Origin of the sequence: Vreelandella populi (genome assembly GCF_003989825.1) — a bacterium.
Classification (GTDB): domain Bacteria; phylum Pseudomonadota; class Gammaproteobacteria; order Pseudomonadales; family Halomonadaceae; genus Vreelandella; species Vreelandella populi.
In genome coordinates this window covers 58,739-81,927 of record NZ_RZHE01000003.1, presented here as the reverse complement: position 1 = coordinate 81,927, position 23,189 = coordinate 58,739, and the positions used below count along the sequence as shown (strand labels likewise).

At 54.4% G+C, this 23,189-nt stretch carries 20 protein-coding genes; 17 read left to right on the top strand and 3 right to left on the bottom strand.

The features are described 5' to 3' along the window. The first annotated feature begins 16 nt into the window (after positions 1–16). From ELY25_RS02050 to ELY25_RS02010, 9 genes are all read left to right on the top strand, one after another. Positions 17–1,930, top strand: coding sequence for an alkaline phosphatase D family protein (locus ELY25_RS02050; protein WP_126949648.1), 1,914 nt, complete (start codon positions 17–19; stop codon positions 1,928–1,930). Between the two features lie 232 nt (positions 1,931–2,162). Continuing rightward, positions 2,163–3,914 carry a bifunctional diguanylate cyclase/phosphodiesterase gene (locus ELY25_RS02045; protein WP_126949647.1) on the top strand — a complete coding sequence of 584 codons (1,752 nt, stop codon included), beginning with the start codon at positions 2,163–2,165 and terminating at the stop codon, positions 3,912–3,914. A 92-nt stretch (positions 3,915–4,006) separates the two neighbouring features. Continuing rightward, complete coding sequence (gene phnD, locus ELY25_RS02040; RefSeq protein WP_126949646.1) at positions 4,007–4,972, top strand: phosphate/phosphite/phosphonate ABC transporter substrate-binding protein; 966 nt, start codon at positions 4,007–4,009, stop codon at positions 4,970–4,972. Between the two features lie 77 nt (positions 4,973–5,049). Further along, positions 5,050–5,895 carry a phosphonate ABC transporter ATP-binding protein gene (phnC, locus tag ELY25_RS02035; protein WP_126949645.1) on the top strand — a complete coding sequence of 282 codons (846 nt, stop codon included), beginning with the start codon at positions 5,050–5,052 and terminating at the stop codon, positions 5,893–5,895. Further along, the gene (phnE, locus tag ELY25_RS02030; protein WP_126949644.1) at positions 5,892–6,728 is read left to right on the top strand and encodes a phosphonate ABC transporter, permease protein PhnE; all 837 of its coding nucleotides are present in this window, start codon (positions 5,892–5,894) and stop codon (positions 6,726–6,728) included. The genes phnC and phnE (ELY25_RS02030) overlap by 4 nt, the downstream gene beginning before the upstream one ends. Positions 6,729–6,774: 46 nt before the next feature. Beyond that, on the top strand, positions 6,775–7,590 hold the full coding sequence (gene phnE / locus ELY25_RS02025) for a phosphonate ABC transporter, permease protein PhnE (RefSeq protein WP_126949643.1): 816 nt from the start codon (positions 6,775–6,777) through the stop codon (positions 7,588–7,590). A gap of 32 nt (positions 7,591–7,622) precedes the next feature. Then, positions 7,623–8,252 (top strand): histidine phosphatase family protein, encoded by a 630-nt coding sequence (locus ELY25_RS02020; protein ID WP_126949642.1) that lies wholly within the window; start codon positions 7,623–7,625, stop codon positions 8,250–8,252. Positions 8,253–8,316: 64 nt separating this feature from the next. Next, a complete protein-coding gene (locus tag ELY25_RS02015; protein ID WP_126949641.1) occupies positions 8,317–8,799 on the top strand; it encodes a C40 family peptidase in 483 nt (160 codons plus the stop codon). 302 nt (positions 8,800–9,101) lie between these two features. Then, the gene (locus ELY25_RS02010; RefSeq protein WP_236995630.1) at positions 9,102–10,817 is read left to right on the top strand and encodes a putative bifunctional diguanylate cyclase/phosphodiesterase; all 1,716 of its coding nucleotides are present in this window, start codon (positions 9,102–9,104) and stop codon (positions 10,815–10,817) included. A gap of 7 nt (positions 10,818–10,824) precedes the next feature. Here ELY25_RS02010 and ELY25_RS02005 read toward each other — a convergent pair whose 3' ends face one another. After that, positions 10,825–11,424: a putative metalloprotease CJM1_0395 family protein gene (locus ELY25_RS02005; protein WP_126949639.1), complete on the bottom strand. Its 600-nt coding sequence runs from the start codon at positions 11,422–11,424 to the stop codon at positions 10,825–10,827. Between the two features lie 117 nt (positions 11,425–11,541). On the opposite strand from ELY25_RS02005, the gene ELY25_RS02000 reads away from it, so the two are divergent. The 4 genes from ELY25_RS02000 (at position 11,542) to ELY25_RS01985 (ending at position 15,930) form a co-directional block, all read left to right on the top strand. Next, positions 11,542–11,769 (top strand): DUF2835 family protein, encoded by a 228-nt coding sequence (locus ELY25_RS02000; RefSeq protein ID WP_126949638.1) that lies wholly within the window; start codon positions 11,542–11,544, stop codon positions 11,767–11,769. A 165-nt stretch (positions 11,770–11,934) separates the two neighbouring features. After that, positions 11,935–12,513 carry an antibiotic biosynthesis monooxygenase gene (locus ELY25_RS01995; protein WP_126949637.1) on the top strand — a complete coding sequence of 193 codons (579 nt, stop codon included), beginning with the start codon at positions 11,935–11,937 and terminating at the stop codon, positions 12,511–12,513. 133 nt (positions 12,514–12,646) lie between these two features. Further along, positions 12,647–13,318, top strand: a complete 672-nt coding sequence (locus ELY25_RS01990; RefSeq protein ID WP_126949636.1) for a glutathione S-transferase family protein — start codon at positions 12,647–12,649, stop codon at positions 13,316–13,318. A gap of 8 nt (positions 13,319–13,326) precedes the next feature. Beyond that, positions 13,327–15,930, top strand: coding sequence for an EAL domain-containing protein (locus ELY25_RS01985; RefSeq protein ID WP_126949635.1), 2,604 nt, complete (start codon positions 13,327–13,329; stop codon positions 15,928–15,930). A gap of 31 nt (positions 15,931–15,961) precedes the next feature. Here the strand turns inward: ELY25_RS01985 and nhaD are convergent, their stop codons facing one another. Next, positions 15,962–17,437, bottom strand: coding sequence for a sodium:proton antiporter NhaD (nhaD, locus tag ELY25_RS01980; RefSeq protein WP_126949634.1), 1,476 nt, complete (start codon positions 17,435–17,437; stop codon positions 15,962–15,964). 596 nt (positions 17,438–18,033) lie between these two features. On the opposite strand from nhaD, the gene ELY25_RS01975 reads away from it, so the two are divergent. Then, the gene (locus ELY25_RS01975; protein WP_126949633.1) at positions 18,034–19,005 is read left to right on the top strand and encodes a TAXI family TRAP transporter solute-binding subunit; all 972 of its coding nucleotides are present in this window, start codon (positions 18,034–18,036) and stop codon (positions 19,003–19,005) included. Positions 19,006–19,062: 57 nt separating this feature from the next. On the opposite strand, the gene ELY25_RS01970 is transcribed toward ELY25_RS01975, so the two are convergent. Beyond that, positions 19,063–20,022: a calcium/sodium antiporter gene (locus ELY25_RS01970; RefSeq protein ID WP_126949820.1), complete on the bottom strand. Its 960-nt coding sequence runs from the start codon at positions 20,020–20,022 to the stop codon at positions 19,063–19,065. A gap of 265 nt (positions 20,023–20,287) precedes the next feature. Between ELY25_RS01970 and ELY25_RS01965 the strand changes: the two genes are divergently transcribed. From ELY25_RS01965 to ELY25_RS01955, 3 genes are all read left to right on the top strand, one after another. Then, positions 20,288–21,016 (top strand): metal-binding protein ZinT, encoded by a 729-nt coding sequence (locus ELY25_RS01965; protein WP_126949632.1) that lies wholly within the window; start codon positions 20,288–20,290, stop codon positions 21,014–21,016. Between the two features lie 156 nt (positions 21,017–21,172). Further along, entirely contained in the window at positions 21,173–21,571 is a 399-nt protein-coding gene (locus ELY25_RS01960; protein ID WP_126949631.1) for a lysozyme inhibitor LprI family protein, read from the top strand. A 225-nt stretch (positions 21,572–21,796) separates the two neighbouring features. Then, positions 21,797–23,158 (top strand): GntP family permease, encoded by a 1,362-nt coding sequence (locus tag ELY25_RS01955; RefSeq protein ID WP_126949630.1) that lies wholly within the window; start codon positions 21,797–21,799, stop codon positions 23,156–23,158. The last annotated feature ends 31 nt before the right edge of the window (positions 23,159–23,189 follow it).

The window sequence follows — 23,189 nt, the reverse complement described above, 5'->3', positions numbered from 1 at the left end:
AAAGGAGAGCTGACCCATGAGTGATACGCTGCCCGATGTGCTGGTCGGCCCATTGCTTCGTCGTATCAGCCCCACCCGGCTGGTAATGTGGCTGGTAGCGACGCGCCCGCTGATCATGTCGCTGGTGCTTAATCCCGGCGCCAGCAATGAGCAGCGCTTTAGCCTGAGCGACCATCGCCAATGCCTGCCTATTGGGCGGCGCGGGTTTATTCACTTGATCGACCTACGTTTGCCCCAGGCGCTGCCCGTTGATAGGCGCATTGAATACGACCTGCGCGTGCAAACCACCCAGGGAGAGTGGCAATCGCTGCCGGATTGGGCACCCTGGCTATGTTATGAAGGGGCCCGATTTCCTGCCTTCGTGGTGGCTTCACGCCATCACCGGCTGATGCACGGTTCGTGCCGTAAACCCCACCATGTAAGCGCGGATGGCCTGGTGCGCGCGGACAGCTGGCTGGCCGAGCAGCAGGCAACGCCCGAGGAGTGGCCAGCGTGGCTGTTAATGACCGGCGATCAGGTCTATGTGGATGACGTGGCAGGCCCCATGCTACGCGCCGTGCATGCGCTGATTGAACGCCTCGGGCTTTTCGATGAGCGGCTTGAGGGCGCCACGGTGGGTGACAGCCAGACGCTGTATATCTCGCCGCAGAGCTACTACCAGCGTGAGTCGCTGCTGCCGGATGTCACCAGTAACGTGGCGCTGCGCGAGCGCTTTTTCGGCGGCGTTAAAAAGCCTGTGTTTACCTCGGCAAATGCATCTAACCACCTAATGACCCTGGCGGAAATGCTCGCCATGTACTGTCTGGTATGGTCGCCGGTTCCCTGGCAGATCATCGCCCCGGTAATGCCGGCGCTTAGCCGCGAAAATGCGGATATCTATCGCCAGGAGCAGAGCGTGATAGATGACTTTGTGGCAGGTCTGCCCCAGTGCGCAAGGTTAATGGCCAGCCTGCCCAGCCTGATGATTTTTGACGACCATGATGTTACCGATGACTGGAACCTGACCGCTGACTGGGAGCACTGCGCTTACGGTCATCCGTTTTCAAAGCGCATCATTGGCAATGCGGTAATCGCTTACCTGCTTTGCCAGGGATGGGGGAACGCGCCGGATAAGCTCGACCCGCTGATAGAGCAGGCGGCTAAGCTGCTCGGTCAGAAAACTACCATGCTTCCGCTTGATCAGCAGGATGCGCTGATTGAACGGCTGCTGCGTTTTCAGGGCTGGGAGTTTCATGTGCCCGGTACGCCGGCCCTGATTGTGCTGGATACCCGCACCCGACGCTGGCGCAGCGAACGCAGCCCGAAACGCCCCTCGGGGCTGATGGATTGGGAAGCGCTAATGGAAATGCAGCAGGCGTTGCTGGGCTGCAAGAGCGCTGTGATTATTTCGCCAGCCCCGATGTTCGGGGTAAAGCTGATCGAAGGCGTGCAAAAGCTGTTTACCTTGATGGGCAAGCCGCTGGTAGTGGATGCCGAAAACTGGATGGCCCACCGCGGTGCGGCCAATACGCTGCTACAAATCTGGCGGCACTCCAAGACGCCGGGCAACTACGTGATTTTGTCCGGCGATGTGCACTACTCGTTTGTCTACGACATTATCGTGCGCCGTCAGGAGCGCGCCCCGCATCTGTGGCAGATCACCTCCAGCGGAATCAAGAATACGTTCCCCGTGCAGCTTCTCAACACCTTTGACCGACTTAACCGCTGGCTCTACGCGCCCTGGTCACCACTTAACTGGTTTACCAAGCGCCGCAAGCTAGGTATCTATTCCCGCGACCCCAGCCGGGCCAGTGCCGGTGAGCGACTTTGGAATGCCAGCGGTATCGGCCTTGTGACACTGGATGAGCAGGGGCGCCCGGTGGATATTCGCCAGCTCGATGTCAGCGGCGACGATACCGTCTTCCCGCCGCCCGCTGGTTTGAATGAGTGATCTCATGATTAAGCCTTAGGTCCGTCATCAAAGCGTCATGAAAATGTCGCACTCTGTCGGCCAGAAAAGCACGCTCCAAACGCCTTTAAAAACAACCTTTAAAATACCCATCTTTAAAAATAATAAGATGTTTATTCGGCCCTCGTGCGTCGTCTTTACAAGCTATTTCTCCCCTTAAGCATCATGACGTTTGCAGCGTCGGCATCGCGACGTTTGATAAGGCAGCAGGCATATGACTACCCAAGAAGCGCTCTGGCTTAACCGCATTATTGCTGCAGAAGACCTGCACGTGTTGTTTCAGCCCATTGTGGATGTCAGCCAACAGGCTATTCATGGCTATGAAGCGCTGATACGCGGCCCCAAAACATCGCCGCTTCACTCGCCGCTACGCCTTTTCGATGTGGCCCTGCAGGCGGGGTTGCTGGTGGAGCTGGATCTGCTGTGTCGACGACTGGCCATTTGCCGCTTTGCTGAGCTTGGGCTGCCGGGGCTTTTATTTCTCAATGTGATGCCGCTGACCATTGTCGAGCGCGATTTCGAGGAGGGGCTAACACTTGGCTTTATCCGTGAAAGCGGGCTGCCGCCTGAGCGGGTGGTGATCGAGCTGACTGAGCATGTGCCGATCCATGACTATGACCTGATGCGCCAGGCGGTCAGCCACTACCGCGATATGGGGTTTCAGGTGGCGCTGGATGATCTGGGCGCTGGGCACTCAAGCCTGCGCCACTGGTCGGAGCTGCGCCCTGATTTCGTAAAGCTTGATCGCCATTTTATTTCGGGTATCGACCAGGAGCCTGCCAAGCGTGAGTTTCTGCGCTCGATTCTGGATGTGGCGCGCAGCCTGGACTGCCAACTGATTGCCGAAGGCGTGGAAACCGCTGCCGAGCACCTGTGCCTGTGGGAGCTGGACCGGGGGCTTGCGCTTTTGCAGGGGTTTTATTTTGCCCGGCCAAGCTCTGAGCCGCCGATTAAGCTGCATACCCTTTTACCTGCCACAGCCCAGCTTACAAACCCCGGCGGGCGCACGGCTCGCTCAATCTTTCGAACGCTTGAAGCGGTCGAGCCCGACTGTTCGGTACTCATGTTGGCCGAACGTTTCCGCCATCGCCCCGAGCTTCGCTGCGTGGCGGTAGTGGAAAATGCCAAGCCGATAGCGGTGGTGCGCCGCAATGCCTTTTTGACCCTGTTCACCAACCCCTACAGTCACTCGCTGTATGCCAAGCGGCGGGTAATGGATGTCGCTGATCATAAGCCGCTGATCGCCGAGGCAGACACGCCCCTTGAAGTCCTCAGCCAGCAACTTACGGACAGCCGCGGTATTGAGCAGGAGGACTTCGTGATCGTGGATGGCAGTGGTGATTACCTGGGGGTGGGCAGTATCGTGGATCTGCTGCGGGAGATCACCGCGATTCAGGTGCGTCAGGCGCGTCATGCCAATCCGCTCACCGGTTTGCCGGGCAATATATTAATCAATGAAATGCTGACGCAATACCTGTCAGAGCAGCGGGGCTTCGCTGCGGCCTATGTCGACCTGGATAACTTCAAGGCATTTAACGATGCCTACGGCTACGCCCGGGGCGATCATGTCATCATTTCACTGTCGCGTTTGCTTCAGGCCCAGGTAGACAGCGCGGGAGGCTTTATTGGGCATATTGGCGGCGATGACTTCATGATGCTGCTGTCGTTGAGTCATTGGGAAAACGTGTGCCAGCAGATACTGCGTTCGTTTGAGGTAATGGCCCCCGGCTTTTACGAAGAAAGTGACCGTGCCCAGGGAGGAATCACGATTGAGAACCGCCAGAACGAGACGAGTTTCTTTCCCTTCGTCAGTGTCTCCATTGCGGTTAAGCCCGTCGGCGATAACGCGATCTGCAAGGCGCTGGATATCGCCGCACAGCTTTCTGAGTTAAAGCATCAGGCCAAGAAGATTCCTGGCAACAGCATGTTTATCGAGCGTCGCGGCTGCTGTGTCTCGGTGGCTTGAGCCTTGTCACCAAGTGGTCATCAAAGTGTCTTGGCGCTGTCATCTATCGTGGGCAGCATAGCGCTATCTTCGAACAACACCTTAGGTGATTCATGCTTACTCTGTCTCTGCCCCGTACCTTGATCAGCGCTGCCGTTGCCAGCGCGTTTGCTTTCGTGGCGGTTAACGCCTCGGCCGACCTTTCCGCACGCTATGTGGATAACGACGGCGATATGGTGGCGGATGCACCGACCGATGAATCGCAGTGGGTAGACCCGAGTACGTTGATCTTTGCCTATACGCCGGTGGAAGACCCGGCCGTGTATGCCGATGTGTGGTCGGATTTTCTAAGCTACATGGAAGAAACAACGGGCAAGCGGGTGCAATTCTTCCCCGTGCAGTCCAACGCTGCGCAGTTGGAAGCCTTGCGGGCTGGGCGCCTGCATGTGGCAGGCTTCAATACCGGCAGCACGCCGATTGCTGTGAACTGTGGCGGCTTCCGTCCATTCGCGATGATGGCCGCTGATGACGGCAGCTTCGGTTACGAGATGGAGATCATTACCTATCCGGGCAGCGGTATCGAATCCGTTGAGGACGTGGAAGGCCGTCAGATGGCTTTTACCGCTGAAACCTCGAACTCTGGTTTCCGGGCTCCTTCAGCGCTGCTGCGCTCCGAGTATGGTCTTGAAGCCGGTGAAGATTTTGAGACGGCGTTCTCAGGCTCCCACGATAATTCTATTCTCGGCGTAGTGAACAAGGACTACGAAGCGGCCGCTATTGCCAACTCGGTGGCCGAGCGCATGATCGCTCGGGGTGTGGTTAACGAGGGCGATTACGAGGTCATCTATACGTCGGAAACGTTCCCCACTACCGCGTATGGCGTGGCGCATAACCTGAACCCTGAGCTTGCCGAGAAAATTCAGGACGCGTTCTTCAGCTACGACTGGGAAGGCTCGCCCCTACAAGCCGAGTTCGCCAACTCCGGCGAAGCGCAGTTCATCCCTATCACCTATCAGGAAAACTGGTCCGTGGTGCGCACCATTGCCGAGGCCAACGGCGTGACCTACGACTGCGATTGATGCATTAAGCAAACGGTTATGTGCGGCCAGGAAGGCTCTCCTTTCTGGCCGTTTCGCTATACATAAGAGGTGGGAAAATGTTGACACTAAGCGGCGTGACCAAGCGCTACCCGACCGGCGACCGGGCGCTGACGGATATTGAGCTTACGTTGCCCAAAGGGCAGGTGATGGCGCTGATTGGCCCTTCCGGTGCGGGTAAGAGCACCTTGATTCGCTGCGTAAACCGGCTGGTTGAGCCGACCCAGGGCAGCATCCGCCTGGAAGAGACCGAGATCACCCGGCTTTCCGGTAATGCACTGCGTCAGGCGCGCCGTTCAATGGGGATGATTTTCCAGGAGTACGCGCTGGTCGACCGGCTGACTGTCATGGAAAACGTGCTCTCGGGCAGGCTTGGCTACGTGGGCTTCTGGCGAAGTTTTTTACGCCGCTACCCCCAGGATGCGGTTACTGAGGCCTTTCGTCTGCTGGAGCGGGTGGGCCTGCCTCACGCCATCGACAAGCGTGCCGATGCGCTTTCCGGCGGCCAGCGCCAGCGGGTCGGCATTGCCCGTGCACTTTTGCAAAGCCCCAAGCTGCTGCTGGTTGATGAACCCACGGCAAGCCTTGATCCCAAGACTTCCCGCCAGATCATGCGCCTGATTCGTGAACTGTGTGCCGAGCGCGGGCTGGCCGCCATCATCAATATTCACGATGTGACGCTGGCCCAGCAGTTTGCGGATCGGATTGTCGGCCTGCGCGCCGGTGAGATCGTCTTTGATGGCCTGCCAAGCGAGCTGACCAGTGAGATTCTCACCACCATTTACGGTGAAGAAGATTGGGATACGACGCCAGAGCCAATGGACGATGACGTTTCTGATGATTCGATTAGCCATCCGCCATACGCGCGTGAGGTACCCGGTTTAGCTGCAGGGGGCGCACGATGAGCGAACTGGCACAAACGTCGCTTGAAGCGCGAATGCAGGCCGCCCGAAAGGGCCAATGGCGGCGACTACCGCTGATTGATGACCCGCGCTGGCGTTGGGGCATCGCGGTTGGGGTTGTCGTCTATGTCGTGCTGGCGTTTGCGTCTGTCGACGTTAACTGGGCACGAGTCGCGGAAGGCGCGGGCCGGGCGGTTAATTTTTTAAGCGCTTTCATGCAGCCGGATTTCGTGAGTCGCCAGAAGGATATCGTGGCAGGCCTGCTGGAAAGCCTGACCATGACGCTAACCTCGACGGTACTGGGCGTCTTGCTGGCGATCCCGGTAGGGCTTGGGGCGGCGCGCAATATTTCTCCGCTGCCTGTCTACCTTGTGTGCCGTGCAATCATTGCCGTTTCGCGCACCTTTCAGGAAATCATCATCGCCATTCTGTTCGTGGTGATGTTCGGCTTTGGGCCGTTGGCCGGGATGATTACGCTTGCGTTTGCCACCATCGGGTTCATGGCCAAGCTGCTCGCCGAGGATATCGAAGACCTGGACTGGCGTCAGGTGGAAGCCGTGCGTGCCACCGGGGCCAGCTGGTGGCAAACCATGAACCATGCTGTTCAGCCTCAGGTCATGCCGCGTTTGATCGGGTTGTCGGTGTATCGGTTGGATATCAATTTCCGTGAATCGGCGGTGATTGGCATTGTCGGGGCGGGGGGTATCGGCGCCACGCTGAATACCTCGCTGAGCCGCTATGAATACGACACCTCGGCGGCGATTCTGCTGATCATCATCGCTATTGTGCTGCTGTGTGAATACAGTTCAAGCCATGTGCGCCGCTGGACCCAGTAATGTCTGGCTTCATCATTTTTGGCTGCGTTATTTCTGGAGAAGTTAAATGCCTGTTTCGTTGACAACGCAGGGTCTGCCAGTTTGGAAGCGGCGTACAACGCGCGCCCAGTGGCTGCAGTACGTAGCCTGGCTTTTGGGTATCAGTCTGTTTTTGATCTGCTGGAAAGTGATTTCGGATAACACCATGTGGGTGTTTGTCGAAGATGCTGGCCGCCAGGGAGCCGATCTGCTCAGCCGCATGCTGCCGCCCAAATGGGCATACGCCAATGTGTTGTGGAAACCCATGTGGGATACCCTCAATATCGCGACATTGGGCACCGTGTTCGGCATCATGATGGCGTTTCCGGTAGCCTTTCTGGCTGCTCGCAACACTACACCACACCCGCTGGTGCGCAGTGCAGCGCTGATGGTGATCGTTTCATCGCGCTCGATCAATTCACTGATTTGGGCGATGCTGCTGGTCACCATTCTGGGCCCTGGCGTGCTGGCCGGCATCATCGCCATTGCGTTACGCTCCATCGGCTTTGTGGGCAAGCTGTTATACGAGGCAATCGAGGAAATTCACCCCACGCCGGTCGAGGCGATCAGCGCAACAGGCGCCAGCCGCATGCAGGTGATGAATTATGGTGTTCTGCCGCAAATCATGCCGGCCTTTGCGGGTATCAGCGTGTATCGCTGGGATATCAATATCCGTGAATCGACAGTGCTGGGGCTGGTAGGCGCGGGCGGTATCGGCCTGCAGCTGAATGCTTCGATCAACAACCTGGCCTGGGATCAGGTTAGTGTCATCTTCATCATGATTTTCGCAACGGTACTGGTATCCGAGTGGATTTCAGCTCGTGTGCGCCATGCGATTATCTAGCCAAGCGAGTTTAGCAAAAACGAGGAGCCAGGATGCGTTTTCCTGATGCAAGCGTCACCACGATTGATCTGTTGCGCCATGGAGAGCCAGTGGGTGGGCGCATGCTGCGTGGTTCAACCGATCACCCCTTGAGTGAAACCGGCTGGCAGCAGGTGACCGACGCGGTGATGCGTCAAAGCATCGATGGGCGCCCACCTTATGATGCCATCATTACCTCACCGCTTTCACGCTGTCGTGAGTTTGCGCTGTGGTTAGGGGAGGAGTTTGATCTGCCGGTGCAGATCGAAGATGACCTGGCCGAGCTACACTTGGGGCGCTGGGAAGGCAAGACCCACGCCGAGGTGTTTAGCGAGGAAGGAACTGCCCCCATGAGTGCTTTCTGGAATAGTCCTGCTACGGTATCACCGCCGGGTGGCGAAGCCATGGAGGCCTTCGATTGCCGACTTGCCGAGGTGTGGCGCAACCTTCTGGCCAACCCACCCGGCCGGCACGTGCTGGTGGTGGCCCACCTGTTTGTCTGTAACGGGCTGCTACGTCAGGTACTTGAACAGCCACTAAGTCGCGTATTGGCAATGGATTTACCCTATGCCGCCATGAGCCGCGTGCGCCATGAGCAGCATGCGCTGGGGGAGACCAGCTTTATCGAGTGGCTTGGCCGTTAGTTGAGCTTGGCGCTAGAGCTTCGTTTGCGCCATGATGAGAGCCTTGCCACAAGGAGAGTCGACCATGCCCGTTGCATTAGGAAGAGTTACGTTCGCTTTACTGTTGTTAATGTGGCTTTCAGGCTGTGCCAGCCGTGACGTTACTCTTTCAGAAGAATCACCGGTGCCCCGCGACGGCCTTTCCATGGAGCGCGTGCTGATTCTGGCCCATGCTCAGCAGGCCATCGGCACGCCGTACCGATTTGGTGGCAATACACCGGGCGGGCTGGACTGTTCGGGGTTGGTGGAGATGACCTACCGCGCTGCTGGTATGCGCGTGCCGCGTACCGCCGATGAGCAGTTTCGGACGCTGCCTGCCGTCGATATGCCCAAGCCCGGCGACCTGCTGTTCTTTGGTGAGCGCAACAAGGCGACCCATGTGGGTATCTATCGCGGTAACAGGCAGATGATTCATGCCCCGGGCAGTGGCCGCGCGGTAGTCAGCGTTCCTTTGGATATTGATTACTGGCAGCAGCGTTTCCTGGGTGCTGCCACGCTCGCCCCCTGACATCTGATCGGCATTTTTCACCTGGCTCTCTAATGCTTCGCGTGCGTCAGAGGGCCTTGTGAGGGTTAGCAATGAGCTTAAACCACTAATCCCAACGTATTATCCTTCCCTAAAAAGATCAGCCGCAAAGCTTAGGACGACGGTGCTAGTATGTCTTAATAATTATCTATAAAAAGCGCGTAAATGGCAGTGAAGAAGCTGCCATTTACGCGCGGTTTAGATGTAAAAGGATAAGGAGCAATACCATGTATCCGCCTACCCATGTGCCGCAAAAGACGCCTTTTCAGCGCCAGGTGGATGCTATGCCGAATCAGCGCTTACATACGGTAGACACCACCGTCACTGCCTTCCTGTACGCCAACGAAGCGATCATTATCACCGACAAGAATAATCGGGTGATTGATGTCAATCCGGCCTTTTGCGAACTGACCGGGTTTACGCTTGAAGAGGTGTTTCAGAAAACGCCGGAAGCCTTCAGTATTCTGCCGCTCACTAATCGCTATTCCGATCATGCGATACGCGAAGAGTGCAGGCTACGCGATCGCAGTAAACACCAGGTGAGCTACCGGAGCCATGACGGGCAGTACTATCCCGGCATGATGTCCATTAATAGGGTTCGCGATGAGCAGGGCCGCGTTGATCATCATGTGATTGTGCTGGCGGATCTATCGGTAATTCCCGCGCATGCCCGGCACTTGAACCGGGAGGTCTATTTCGATGCGCTTACCGGTCTGCCTAACCTGCAGCTGTTGACGCAGCTAATTCAGGAGTCGATTCAACATGCTGACCAAAAACAGCTGCCACTTGCCATCTGCTCGCTGGATATCGACTTTTTTCAAACGGTCAACGAGCGGCTGGGTGCCCAGATGGGCGATAGTGTATTGGCCGCGTTTGCTCAGCGCGTCAGTCATCTACTGTTTGGCGACGACGTACTGGCTCGGGTAGGTGGGGATGAGTTTGTACTGCTGTTACACCATGGCGTTGATGATACCTTCTTTGAAAATCTGCTGGTGGCTATTCGCCAACCCATGGTGATCGAAGGCCAGAGTATCTATTTGACGGTGAGTCTGGGAGTAACGCTGTATCCCAGCGACCATGTGCAGGGCGATGTATTGCTGCGCCACGCCAACCAGGCCATGTACCGCGCCAAACAGCGTGGGCGTGATACGTTTCATTTTTTCGACCCCGATCAGGATCGGTTGCTTCAGGTGCGCCACGAGCAGCGCCAGCGCTTTATCGATGCCATTAATCACAATGAACTGCGGCTTTACTTTCAGCCGCAGGTGGATATGCGGTGTGGACGCGTTATTGGTGTTGAAGCACTGATTCGTTGGCAACACCCCGAGCTTGGGCTACTATCGCCGGGGGAGTTTTTACCCACTATTGATACCACATCACTGGAAATCGATTTAGGGGAGTGGGTGCTGGCCCAGGCGCTTGAGCAGCTCACTCAGTGGCAAGCCCAGGGTATTTTGATGCCGGTTAGCGTCAATATCAGCCCAACGCATTTATTGACCAGTGACTTTAGCCAGCGATTGGCCGAGCTTTTGGAGCGCTATCCGCAGGTATCACCGGATATGCTGAAACTTGAGGTGCTGGAAAGTGCTGCCATGCATGATGTGCAGGCCGCGCTCAAAAATATAGCGCGCTGCCAGACGCTCGGCGTAGGATTTGCGATCGACGATTTTGGTACCGGTTTTTCATCGCTTACCCACTTGCGCCAGCTGCCGGTCAATCTGATCAAGATCGACCAGAGTTTTGTGCGTGACATGCTTGTCGACGCTAACGATATGGCGATTGTGGAAAGTGTGATGTATATGGCCAACCGCTTTGACCGGCCCATGATGGCAGAGGGCGTTGAAACGCTGGACCATGCAAAAGCGCTAATGGAATTAGGCTGCCATCTTGCCCAGGGCTTCGGCATCGCCAGGCCCATGCCGCCTGAAGCGTTTCCTGACTGGCTTGCAAAATGGCCGCACCGGGCAGACTGGCAAGCGCTTGCGTTAACCTCCCACTAGACCTGTGTTAAGCCATTTGTCCCAGAGTCGTTTCAGCAGTCTCTGGGTCATTTGGCTCGCTACCCCGAGCCTGAGCCATCATACTTTGCTGCTGAGCGGCTTCAAGCTTGGCTTCCAGCAAGTATTGCCGAGCTTGAGCGGCGATCTGTAAATCCTTAGGCGACGGGTCGGCAGGGGCCATGGCGGCCGCAATGACGGTTTGCATCTTTTCGATGGTGGCCTGTGGGTCGCCCGGTACTGGGCCGTAATCAATGGGTACCTCGCCGGCAACTGCATAGCGTTTACCGTCAGGGCCAATTTCGTATTCGTAAGAGGCACCACCGGTATAGGCGCCCCCGGCAATCTGGTGGGTCATCTCGTGCTGGCGAACATCGCGATCCGTTTGTTTTAACTGTTCAAGCAGCTGAATCTCTTCAGGGGCTAGCGGCGTGCCATCGGCTCGAGTTGGACCGGCGGTTGCTTTATCGTCAGCATCGCTTGGCTTATCTTGCCCCAACGCCTCGTCGGCCTGATCATCTGTCTCGGTAGCGGCTGACGCTGCGCGGTTAGGCATGCTTACATGAGCCGTACCAGAGAAGGATAAAGCACTAACGGAGATGGAATTCATTAGCAATCACCACATCAAGGCTGTCACGTTAAGCAAGAGTATCCTTGAGAGCGTAAAAGGGCGCAAGAACGTATACTGGGTGTTTCAATAAAGTTTGTTTTCCGGTTAAACGTAACGATGCCTTCCATTGATGTCATTATCCATCTAAGCCCTGATGAATGTCTTGCCCACTATGAGGGCCGGGCGGCCAATGTGCGTGCGCGTAGTGTAGATGGGCGTTGGGTAGTTTTTCCTGCCGAGGCCATTCGACGCGTCGTAGGCCAAAACGGCGTTCATGGTGTGTTTCGCCTGATGTTTTCAACCGAGGGACGCTTTACCAATATTCAGCCGCTTAGCGGACGATAGCTTTTTTGTCTTGCCAGATCGTCGCGCAGCGATATGCGTGCAAACCCTGATATTGGCTATATACTGTGTCATCTATTCGTATCGTCACCTCTTTCGGGCTAACCCGCCAGAAAGTTTGCAGCCTGCTTACCCAGCACTGGCTGTGTTTTTATCAGGAGATATACCATGTCTGCCTCACCCGTCACACTGATGGTGGCTCGGCGCGTTGCCAGCGGCCGTTACCATGATTTCAATCGATGGTTGAACGAAGGCCGCGAGCTGGCGGCTGATTTCCCCGGCTATTTAGGTTCAGGCGTGCTCGCTCCGCCAGAACATGATGATGAGTATCAAATTATTTTCCGGTTCAGCAGCAACGATACGCTGCAAGCGTGGGAGCACTCGGCATCACGCCATGCGTGGCTGATACGCGGTAAAGGGCTTTACGATACCCCTTGTGAGCATCGCGCCACAGGACTTGATACCTGGTTTCAGACAAGCGCAGTGGGAGCTCCGCCGCGCTGGAAACAGGCCGTAGCGGTTTGGTTAGCCTTTTTCCCTATATCGCTTATTTTTCAATGGATGTTTGGCGGTGCACTCGCTGATTGGTCGCTGGTGCCGCGGGTATTAGTCAGTACGTTAATGTTAACGCCGGTTATGGTATTTGTGTTTATTCCGCTTTCCACCCAACTTCTGGCGCCTTGGCTGCAGGGTAAGTGGTCATTAACAAATGTCTGGGCACGCTTGCGTCACGTTCATCGCATCTAATTAAAGGTAATGTTTTTTAATGGGATATTTACTTCATGGTGGGCAACCCTGCTAAGCTAGACAGGCTTGCAGTAAAAGGATAACTGCCGCAGGTGCAGGACTTGCGTGCGACATAGCCCCCATGGAGTATTGTATGATCCACGTTCATCATCTGGAAAAGTCTCGTTCTCATAGAATTCTGTGGCTTCTCGAAGTGCTTGAGTTGGACTACGACATCCATGTTTATCAGCGCGACAAGCAAACTCAGCTGGCACCTGAATCATTAAAAAGCATTCATCCCTTGGGTAAATCCCCCGTTATTACCGATGGTGAGCTGGTCATTGCAGAGTCTGGCGCTATTATTGATTATTTAATACAGCAGTATGGTGATGAACGTATACAGCCGTCTGCCGATGATATTCGCGAGTGGGTTGATTACCGGTATTGGCTACATTATGCCGAAGGCTCTTTAATGCCCTTATTGGTAATGCAGCTGGTGTTTAAAAAGATGCCTAAACAGTCTCCCTGGTTTCTTAAACCCCTGACTAAAGGGATAGGCGATACGGTTATTCAGAGGTTCTTGGGCCCGCAGATTAAACAGCATTTAAATGTTATTGAAGCGCATTTGGCTAATAAGGGAAATTTTGCCGGTGAATGGCCAAGTGGTGCTGATATTCAAATGAGTTTTCCCCTTCAGGCCATCAAGTCAACCCAATCCCTGACAGCGTACCCTGCTATTGCCGAATTTGTGCAGCGTATTGATGCTGAGCCTGCCTGGCGGCGGGCTGTAGAGCGCGCCGGCCCGCTCACCATGCCTGGCGAGTAAGCCTCACCATGTCTGCTGTGCTAGGTGCCTCTGGCCGCGACCTACTGCCTAGACGAACGCTTTCTTTCAATCCGCTACAGCGATGGATCTTGAGAGGGGGGCTGCTGCTGGGCGGATTGGGCGTGGGGTTTCCAAGTATTGCTAGCGAAACGTTGCTGGTAGGGGTATATCATAATCCGCCCAAGCTGTTTGTCGATGAGCAGGGGCAACTGCGGGGCATCCTGGGTGAGCTACTTGAGGCGATAGCCAAGCAAGAGCAGTGGACCCTTGAAAGTATCGCCTGTGAATTTCAGCACTGCCTCGACCTGCTTGAGCGCGGCGATATTGACCTGGTCCCTGACGTGGCCTGGAGCGAAGAGCGTGCCGAGCACTTAGCGTTTCATACCGAACCCATCATGCATACCTGGTCGCAGCTCTATCAGCACGAAGGGCAAGGGGTGGAGGCGATCCTCGACCTTGAGCAAAAGCGCGTTGCAGTGGTCAACGGCTCTATCCAGCAAGACTATCTGAAGGCGGTAACCGAGCGCTTTGATGTGGCGGTTGCCTGGCAGGCAGTGGAAAACTATGCAGAAGGGTTTCAGGCTGTCGCCATGGGCGATGCGGATTTGGTGGTTGCAGAGCATCTATTTGGCGCTTGGCGAGCGCATCATTACGGTCTTTATGAAACGCCGATCATCTTTCAGTCGATTCGGCTTTTTTATGCGGGCTCGCCCACGTTATCGCAAACGGTGCTAGACCAGATAGATGATGTATTGCGCCGCTGGAAACAGGACTCCGGGTCTGAATACTTTAAAACGCTACGGATCTGGCAAGCCGAGCAGACATCTACAGGCGGCATTCCTGCCTGGGTGTGGTGGTGTCTGGGGCTGTTAGCCGCTTTCTGTTTACTCGCCCTTGGCTGTGCCTTGTGGCTTAGGCGGCGTATGGCGTTTAACCGGGCACAGTTGAATGCCAATGAAAAGGTACTGGCGACGATTCTGGATAGTGTCGACGCCTATATTTATATCAAAACGCCTTCGCTGCATTACCAGTATGCCAATCGGCGGGTTAGCGAACTTTTTGGGTTGCCTGTCGAGCAGATACTGGGCAAGCGTGACAATGCATTCTTTGATAGTGAAACGGCCAAGGAAATTGCCCTGACCGACCGCAAAGTTATGGAGTCAGGCAAGAAGATAACCATTGAAGAGAGCAAAGTACTGCAAGGCGAACACGATGTAAGGACATTTCTGACCATCAAGATGCCCCTGCTACTGTTTCCAGGGCAGCCCGCCAGTTTGTGTGGTATCTCAACCGAGCTGACCGACTATCTGGAAATGCAGTCGCGCTCTAACCATCTGGCATTTTACGATGCGCTTACCGGGCTGCCCAACCGACGTTTATTGATGGAGTCGCTGACCTGGGAGCTCGAACAGGAAAATACCGCCCTACCGTATAGTGCACTGTTGGTGATTGATCTGGATAATTTTCATCTGGTGAACGATATACAGGGCCATGAGTGCGGTGATCAGCTGTTGATCAACCTGGCCAAGCACTTGCACCAGCATTTGCCTGAAGGCGCTGTGCTGGCCCGGTTCAGTGGCGATGAGTTTGTTGCCTTACTGGCGAAGCTGGGTGAGCACAAGGCGGATGCCGCATTAAGCGCTGAACGCGCCGCCCGCCAGTTGCTGGAAGCTGTCTCCCAGCTACGCACAGATCACTCGCTACCGGTAAGTGCCAGCATTGGGATTACCCTGTTTGATGGCGCCGACCATAGTATGAACAGCGTTCTTCAGCAGGCCGATTTAGCATTACAGCAGGCGAAGGCGGCGGGAGGCAATACGCTGCGCTTTTTCAATCTGGAGATGCAAACTCGGCTAATTGAGCGGGCCAACCTTGAAGCGGATTTACACTATGCGCTGGCCCGCAATGAGCTGGCGCTGCATTATCAGCGGCAAGTAGATCATCAGGGGGTCACGGTCGGCGTTGAAGCGCTGCTGCGTTGGAATCATCCTCAGCGGGGCTGGGTACCGCCCTCAACGTTTATTCCTCTGGCTGAAGAGAATGGCCTTATTTTGCCGATTGGCTACTGGGTGCTGCAGTCTGCCTGTGAACAGCTTGCTGCGTGGTCAAATCAGGCTGCCTATAGGGCGCTCACTATCTCCGTCAACGTAAGCTCGGTGCAGTTTCAGCAACCTGAATTTGTTCGCAATCTGGAAGGGCTGCTGGCCCAGACCCAGGCACCGCCAGGGCGGCTGGTGTTGGAGGTAACCGAAAGTTTGCTAATGTGCGAGCCAACCCGGGTACGCAATACCATGCTTAAACTGCGCGCTCAGGGTATTCGCTTTGCGATTGACGACTTTGGTACCGGCTACTCTTCACTTGGCTATCTGAAGCGTCTACCGCTGGATGAGCTGAAGATTGACCAGTCGTTTATCAGGGAGCTTTTGGTGGATAGAGCTGATGCGGCCATCGTGGATACCACCATACTACTGGCAGTAAGCCTGGGGTTAACCGTTGTAGCGGAAGGCGTCGAGAAAAAAGAGCAGCTTGATTGGCTGAAAGGGCATGGCTGCTATCGCTATCAGGGGTATTTGTTTGGACGCCCCATGCCCATTGAGAAACTGTTCGAATAACGCCCTTGGCAGGGCGTTATCGTCTAAAGCGTTAATAAACGGTAAAGCTCTCCGCATTAAGCCACAGGTGAACGGCAATACTGGCAATGTAGCCCAGCAAAATAACCGGCGTCCAGCGCAAATGGCCCATGAAAGTATAGGACCCCCGTGCCTGGCCCATGACCGCCACGCCCGCCGCCGAGCCAATGGAGAGCAGGCTGCCTCCCACACCCGCGGTCAGCGTGATCAGCAGCCAGTGGCCATGAGACATCTCAGGTTGCATGGTCAATACGGCAAACATCACCGGAATGTTGTCCACTACTGCAGACACTACACCAAGCACAATATTGGCCCACGTTGCATCCCAGTTGGCGTAAAGCGCTTCAGACATCAAGCCAAGATAACCCATGAACCCAAGGCCACCTACGCACATCACCACGCCGTAGAAGAACAGCAGGGTATCCCACTCGGCCCGGGCCACGCGGTTGAATACGTCAAACGGTACCACGCTACCCAACTGTTCCAGCTTCTTGTTGTCGCCACAGCGGCTATAACGTTCACGCTTGCGCTCAAGTGAACGAGGTAGGCTTTTGCGCAGGTAGAAACCGAAGAACTGGAGATAGCCAAGCCCGGTCATCATGCCGAGTACCGGCGGTAAATGCAGGACGGTGTAGCAGATAACGGCGGTCAGAATGGTGAGCAGGAAAAGCCCGATAATACGCCGTGCGCCGCGTTTAAGGAGAACCTCTTCATACACACTGGCGGGTTTCTGATCCTTGATGAACAGGCTCATGACAAGCGCCGGAATCAGGAAGTTAACCAGCGAAGGCAAGAACAGCGTAAAGAACTCTTGAAACTGGATAATGCCCGCTTGCCATACCATCAGCGTGGTAATGTCGCCAAAGGGGCTAAAAGCGCCTCCTGCATTAGCTGCTACCACGATATTGATACACGCCAGGTTGATGAAATGCTTGTCGCCTTCAGCCACCTTGGTGATAACCGCGCACATCAAAAGTGCTGTGGTCAGGTTATCGGCTATCGGGGAGAGAATAAACGCCAGCCCCCCGGTCAGCCAGAAAAGCGTGCGGTAGTTAAACCCCTTGCGCAGCATCCAGGAGCGCAGAGCATCAAACACCCGACGCTCCTCCATGGCGTTGATATACGTCATGGCGACAAGCAGGAACAGCATCAGCTCGGTGAACTCCAAAAGGGTCATGCGAAACGCGTATTCCGAGGCGTCCGACATGCCATTTTGAACATACACCCAGCCGATGAGGCCCCAGATAATCCCGGCGGCAACCAATACCGGCTTGGACTTGCGCATATGAATTTTTTCTTCTGCCATGACTAGGGAGTACGCCAAAACAAATATAGCAACAGCAAAAAAGCCAGCGACAGAGGACGTTAAATCAAGCTCGCCAGTAACGGCAAAGGTGGATGTGCTAAAGAGGGTTAATAAGGCCGCTAACAAAAAAAGCCAGCGACGAGAAGCTCGTGGCTGGCCATGGGTATTATTGTGCGTCAACATGGTGTATTTATCCTTATTTCAAAGGGAGTAGGAAGAGTGAATAATCTTTATTAGTGTAACAAGCTCCTACTAAGACAAAATAAAGAATAAAACCGAATATAAAAGGTCGATTGATAACAAATTACATATTTTTTTAGTAAATTAACCGTTTTGCTAATAGCAATTATTTTAATAAAGTGTAACACCGTTTTAGCTAAGTTAATATTTTACATTGAACTAACGTCTTATTAAAGCTCTATGTTTTGTTAATTCTTTAAATTATTAGATGTCCTAGATAATGCTAGTTAAACGTTAGTAGTAATTAAAAGGAGTAGGCTTAACGCTTTATCCTTTTTTAAAAGAGCTAAGGACACGGCAGGGCTGGTGTGTCTGTTAACTTATTTAACAATATTTAACGACTAAGCCAAACGCATTGAGAGTTGTGTTTTCAGGCGTTCTAAAGAGGCAGCTACCACGTTCCTCCCAACCAGTGGGCCGTGCTATGTTAGCGCGCCAGATTGGCCACAGTGTCCGGCTTGGGTGGATAAAGTGTGCCACTATCAAGCGGATAAGCGGATAATAAAGCCAGTAAAGCTATTAACCTCAGGAGTTGATCCATGCGCTCACTTTTTCGCTCCGCTTTTACGACCTCACTACTAGTAGTAGCCGCCATTCTTTCCCTGAGCCAGACAGCGCATTCAGATGTCCAGATCATCTATAAATCTGCCACGGCCGGTACGGCTTATCATCAGATGGGAGCAGAGTTATCCAATGCCGTTCGCCAGAGCAGCCATGACGAGTTCGTGCTGATGCAGGAAGAGAGCCAGGGCTCGGTGCAAAACGTGATGGAGGTAATGGCGCGCCAGAGTAACTATGTTTTTACCACGCCCTCTGATCTGGTCGAGGAGGCTATGGCCGGTACAGGCGTTTTCGCTGAACGTTCTCACCCACGCTTTCAGAATATTCGCGGCCTATTTCCTCTTCCCGCCATGACCATGCATTTTATTTTGGCCGGTGATAAGGGCGTGGTGACAACCGATACGCTCAAAGGGAAGCATCTGCTGATTGGAAGAGGTACGTTTAGCGCCCGAGAAGCCGCTCGCTACCTGAGGCTCTTTGGCCTGGAAGAGCGGGTAAGAATCGCAGATGCCGCTCTGGGCAGCGGGCCAGACGCGCTCAAAAAAGGCCAGATAGATGGGTTTGTCACCGCAAGCTCCTATCCAACACCCAATATCTTTGAGGTGGCCGCCAGCATGCCTATCTCCATGGTGAGCTTAAGCGATGAGCAGGTCGAGATGACCGGCTCGCTCCGGCAGATAATTCCAGGGGGAACCTATCCGGGCGTAAATGTAAACGTGCAGACGACCTCGCTGCCGGTGATGGCCTACACTACAACCCAAATGGGAGATGACATGGCATATGGGTTGACTAAGACTTTCTGGGAAGTTCTTGACGATCTGGCTGCCGGTTCTGCCTGGTGGAGCGGCATCACACCTGATCAGCTTGGCAATATGGCAGGTAAGCTGCACCCCGGCGCCCTACGTTATTACGAAGAGATGGGCATCAATATTCCCGATGCCCTGCGCTAACCCTCGATGGGCGTCGCCGCTAGCGGGATGACGCCCCTTGCAAAGTAACCAGCATACTTAACCAATGACCGTAAAGCTGGCCGTCAGATACGCAATATAGCCAAGCAATAGCAGGCTGCCCTCACCCCGTGACAGGCGCAGGCCAGTATAGAGAAACGCAATCAGAAGGGCAGAGGCGCCCAACATCACCCACTGGTCAAATGCCGCCATGCGTTCAACAAGCGCCAACGGCTGCAAAAAGGCGGACACGCCCAGTATTCCAAGTATGTTAAAGATATTACTGCCTAAGATGTTACCTACAGCCACGTCGGCATGACGCCGCAGAGCCGCAATGACCGAAACGGCAAGCTCAGGTAAAGAAGTACCCACCGCCACAATGGTAAGCCCAATGACCGCTTCTGAAATACCCAGTGCCTGGGCAATGCCGATCGCGCCATAAAGCAGCAGTTGGGAGCCACCGATCAGCAGAGCCAGCCCACCGATTAAAACGACTATGATAAACAGCGTACTACTAGGCAGTTTGGTTACTTCGTCTGCCTCGGCAGTATGTAACTCGGCAGAAGGGGAGTGCTGGCCGCTTTCACTTCGGTACGCCCATATTAGATAGGCCGCCAGGCTTATGAGCAGTAACGCCGCATCGAAACGCCCCAAGCTGCCGTTGAAGGCTAAAACAATAAACAGCACTGCCGCTAGCATCATCACCAGTCCGTCGCGCTTGAGCGCCTGGGGCTGGGCGGTCAGTGGGCAGATAAGGGCGCAAAGGCCAAGGATCAATAAGATATTGCCAATATTGCTGCCGACCACGTTACCAATCGCAATGTCGGGCTGCTGGTTCATGGCGGCATGGATCGAGACAACCAGCTCGGGCGATGAGGTACCAAATCCTACAATAACGAGTCCGGTAAAAAGAGGCGAAACACCCAGCCGTTTGGCTCCGGCGACGGCACCGCGAATCAACCCTTCGCCCCCCAGTGTCAAAAGAGCGATACCTGCCAGCAAACTCAGTCCATATAGCAGCATAGAAGCACTCCAAAACAAAACTTGAAGCTCAGGCGAATCTTACATTAGCGACTATAGACAGCCGTTGATTAGATAGCGAGGCCAGGGCGTTGTAGTTCCAGGGACTTGACGGCAACGGGTGTATTTATAAGCAGGCTGTCTCAATGCCCTAGGCTAATGTTCAATAAATAAAATCTAATATTGATATATGAAATGTTATATCGTAGCTTTATAGGTCAATGCAGTTTGATCTAGAACCACATTTTCATAAAAGGATCGCACCATGCCGTTACTTTCATCAAAAGCACTCAGCGCATTAGCCATCAGCTCGCTGGCACTGGCGGGTATTCAGTCGGTGGTTGCAGATGATAAGCATGAACACCACGATCATGATCATGGCCACTCTCATGATCACTCGCACGATCACTCTCATGGTCATGACCATTCGCACGACCACGACCACGACCACGACCACAGCAGCGATATCTACTCCGGGCATTTCAGTGATGATCAAGTTGCGGACCGTCCGCTTTCCGACTGGGAAGGCGATTGGCAGTCCGTCTATCCCTATCTAGAAGATGGCACGCTGGGTGAGGTCTTTGCCCATAAAGCCGAACATGGCGACAAAACGGCCGAAGAGTACAAGCAGTACTACACCACAGGTTATGAAACCGATGTAGACCGTATTGTGATTGAAGGCAACAGCTTCACCTTTTATGAAAACGGTGAAGAAAATACCGGTGAGTACCAGTACGATGGCTACGAAATTTTAACCTATGAAACGGGTAATCGCGGCGTACGGTTTATTTTCGAGCTGGAGGACGAGGCCGAGAATATGCCCCAATACATCCAATTCAGCGACCACGACATTTACCCGACCGATGCGCACCACTTCCACCTTTACTGGGGTGATGATCGCGAAGCGCTGCTTGACGAAGTCACCCACTGGCCGACGTATTATCCGTCTGAGTTAAGCGGCGACGAAATTGTTGAAGAAATGATCGCACACTGATATTGAGTCATCGTTTCTATAGTTAGGGTATCAGCAAGGCGCCAGCAGAAATGCTGGCGCCTTGCTGTTATAGGGGCATGAAAAAGGAGCTAACCTGTAAGGTAGATAGTATCTATATTGTCGCTTTGACTTTATTAATCAGCAATAGGTATGACGATGCGATCATTGTCACTATGGGCAGGTGTGGGACTGTTAATCTCCAGCGGTTTCGTAAGTGCCAACGATGAGTGTGATAGCCCCAAGACTCAAATGGAAATGACCCAGTGTTCGGCACAGACGTATCAAGCGGCCGATGACGAACTTAACGGGGTTTATCAGGCGCTGGTCAGAAGACTTGCAAACAATGCGTTGTCACTTGAAAAACTCAGGGCGGCCCAGCGCAAGTGGGTTGGCTTTCGAGATGCCGAATGTGCGTTTGAGAGTAGCGCGGTAGAAGGCGGCAGTGCCCAACCCATGGTACGCAATGGCTGCCTTGAAGCACTCACCAAAGCACGCACACAAAGGTTACAGCAGCATGCCAGCTGCGAAGAGGGCGACCTGAGCTGCGTCAGGTAAGCAAGCGCAAAGACTGTTGTTGGATACAAGCAAGCACCTAGGGATGCTTTTCGAAAGGGTGCTTGATGAAATAAATCACGCTCTCGATACCCCCATGGCTTCTCACCTTCTTGTGTACGCCATCTAACCGCTTCAGGTACATTGTGCTGGCTGCTTGAGCGATCCAGATGCTGGGCGCAGGGTGATACGCATTACGCTGAATAAACAACCATTTAGGGGGAAGTCATGGGGTTGGTCTTAATATTGTTAATAGTGGTGGGGTTTATTGTGCTCGCCACCAGCAAGTGGAAAGTACATCCCTTCCTGGCGCTTTTAGGCGCGGCCTTTATAGCAGCCTTTGCTTACCGTTTACCTATTGACTCGGTCGTCAGCACGATCACCTCTGGGTTTGGGGGCATTCTAGGCTACATAGGCCTGGTGATCGTGCTGGGCACCATCATCGGGGTAATCCTGGAGAAAAGCGGGGCAGCCATTACCATGGCTGACTTTATCATTGCCCGGCTGGGGGACCGTTTTCCTACGCTGACGATGTCGATGATTGGTTATATCGTCTCAATTCCGGTGTTTTGCGATTCCGGCTTTATCATTCTTAATTCGCTCAAAGAGTCGCTGGCCAAAAAGCTGCATACCTCTTCGATTACGATGAGCGTGGCACTCGCCACCGGGCTATATGCCACGCACACCTTTGTGCCCCCAACGCCGGGCCCTATTGCGGCGGCAGGCAACCTGGGGCTTGAGTCCAATCTTGGGCTGGTGATTGCTGCAGGCATTCCCATCGCCGCTGTCGCGGCCATCGCCGGTATGCTGTGGGCGAAACGTTTTGCGCATACTGCCCCCGACGTGCACGACACGCCCCAGCACGCTGATGACCAATGGCAGGATTGGGAAGCGCTCAAGGCAAGCTACGGGCGTTTGCCTGGTCCTATGGCAGCGTTTGCCCCTATCGTCGTGCCCATCTTGCTGATCTGTATCGGTACGATTGCCCGCCTGCCGGCAGCGCCTGTCGGTGACGGGGCGGTAATGGATATACTCAGCCTGCTCGGGCAGCCGCTGACGGCCCTGCTGATCGGCTTGCTGCTTTCCTGCATATTGCTAAAAAGCAACGACAAGATCGCTGAATTCAGCGAGCGTATCAGCGAAGGTATTCTGGCGGCGGCGCCTATTTTGCTGATTACCGGTGCCGGGGGCGCGTTTGGTGCCGTGCTCAGTGCTTCGCCACTGGGTGACTACCTGGGCAGCACGCTATCAACACTGGGCATCGGTATTTTGATGCCGTTTATCGTATCGGCCGGGCTGAAGTCGGCACAGGGTTCTTCCACGGTGGCTCTAGTAACGACATCCGCGCTGGTCGCCCCCATGCTGGACTCGTTAGGACTGGGTAGCGATATGGGACGCACGCTCACGGTGATGGCCATCGGAGCCGGTGCCATGACGGTCTCGCATGCCAACGACAGTTTCTTCTGGGTAGTCTCGCGCTTTAGTCGTATGAGCGTAGGGTTGGCCTACCGGGCACAGACGATGGCAACGCTTGTTCAGGGTGTTACCGCGATGGTCTTGGTGTACGGACTGTCGCTGGTACTGTTGTAAATAGCGCCTATTGCCTTAGATCTGTTATGTC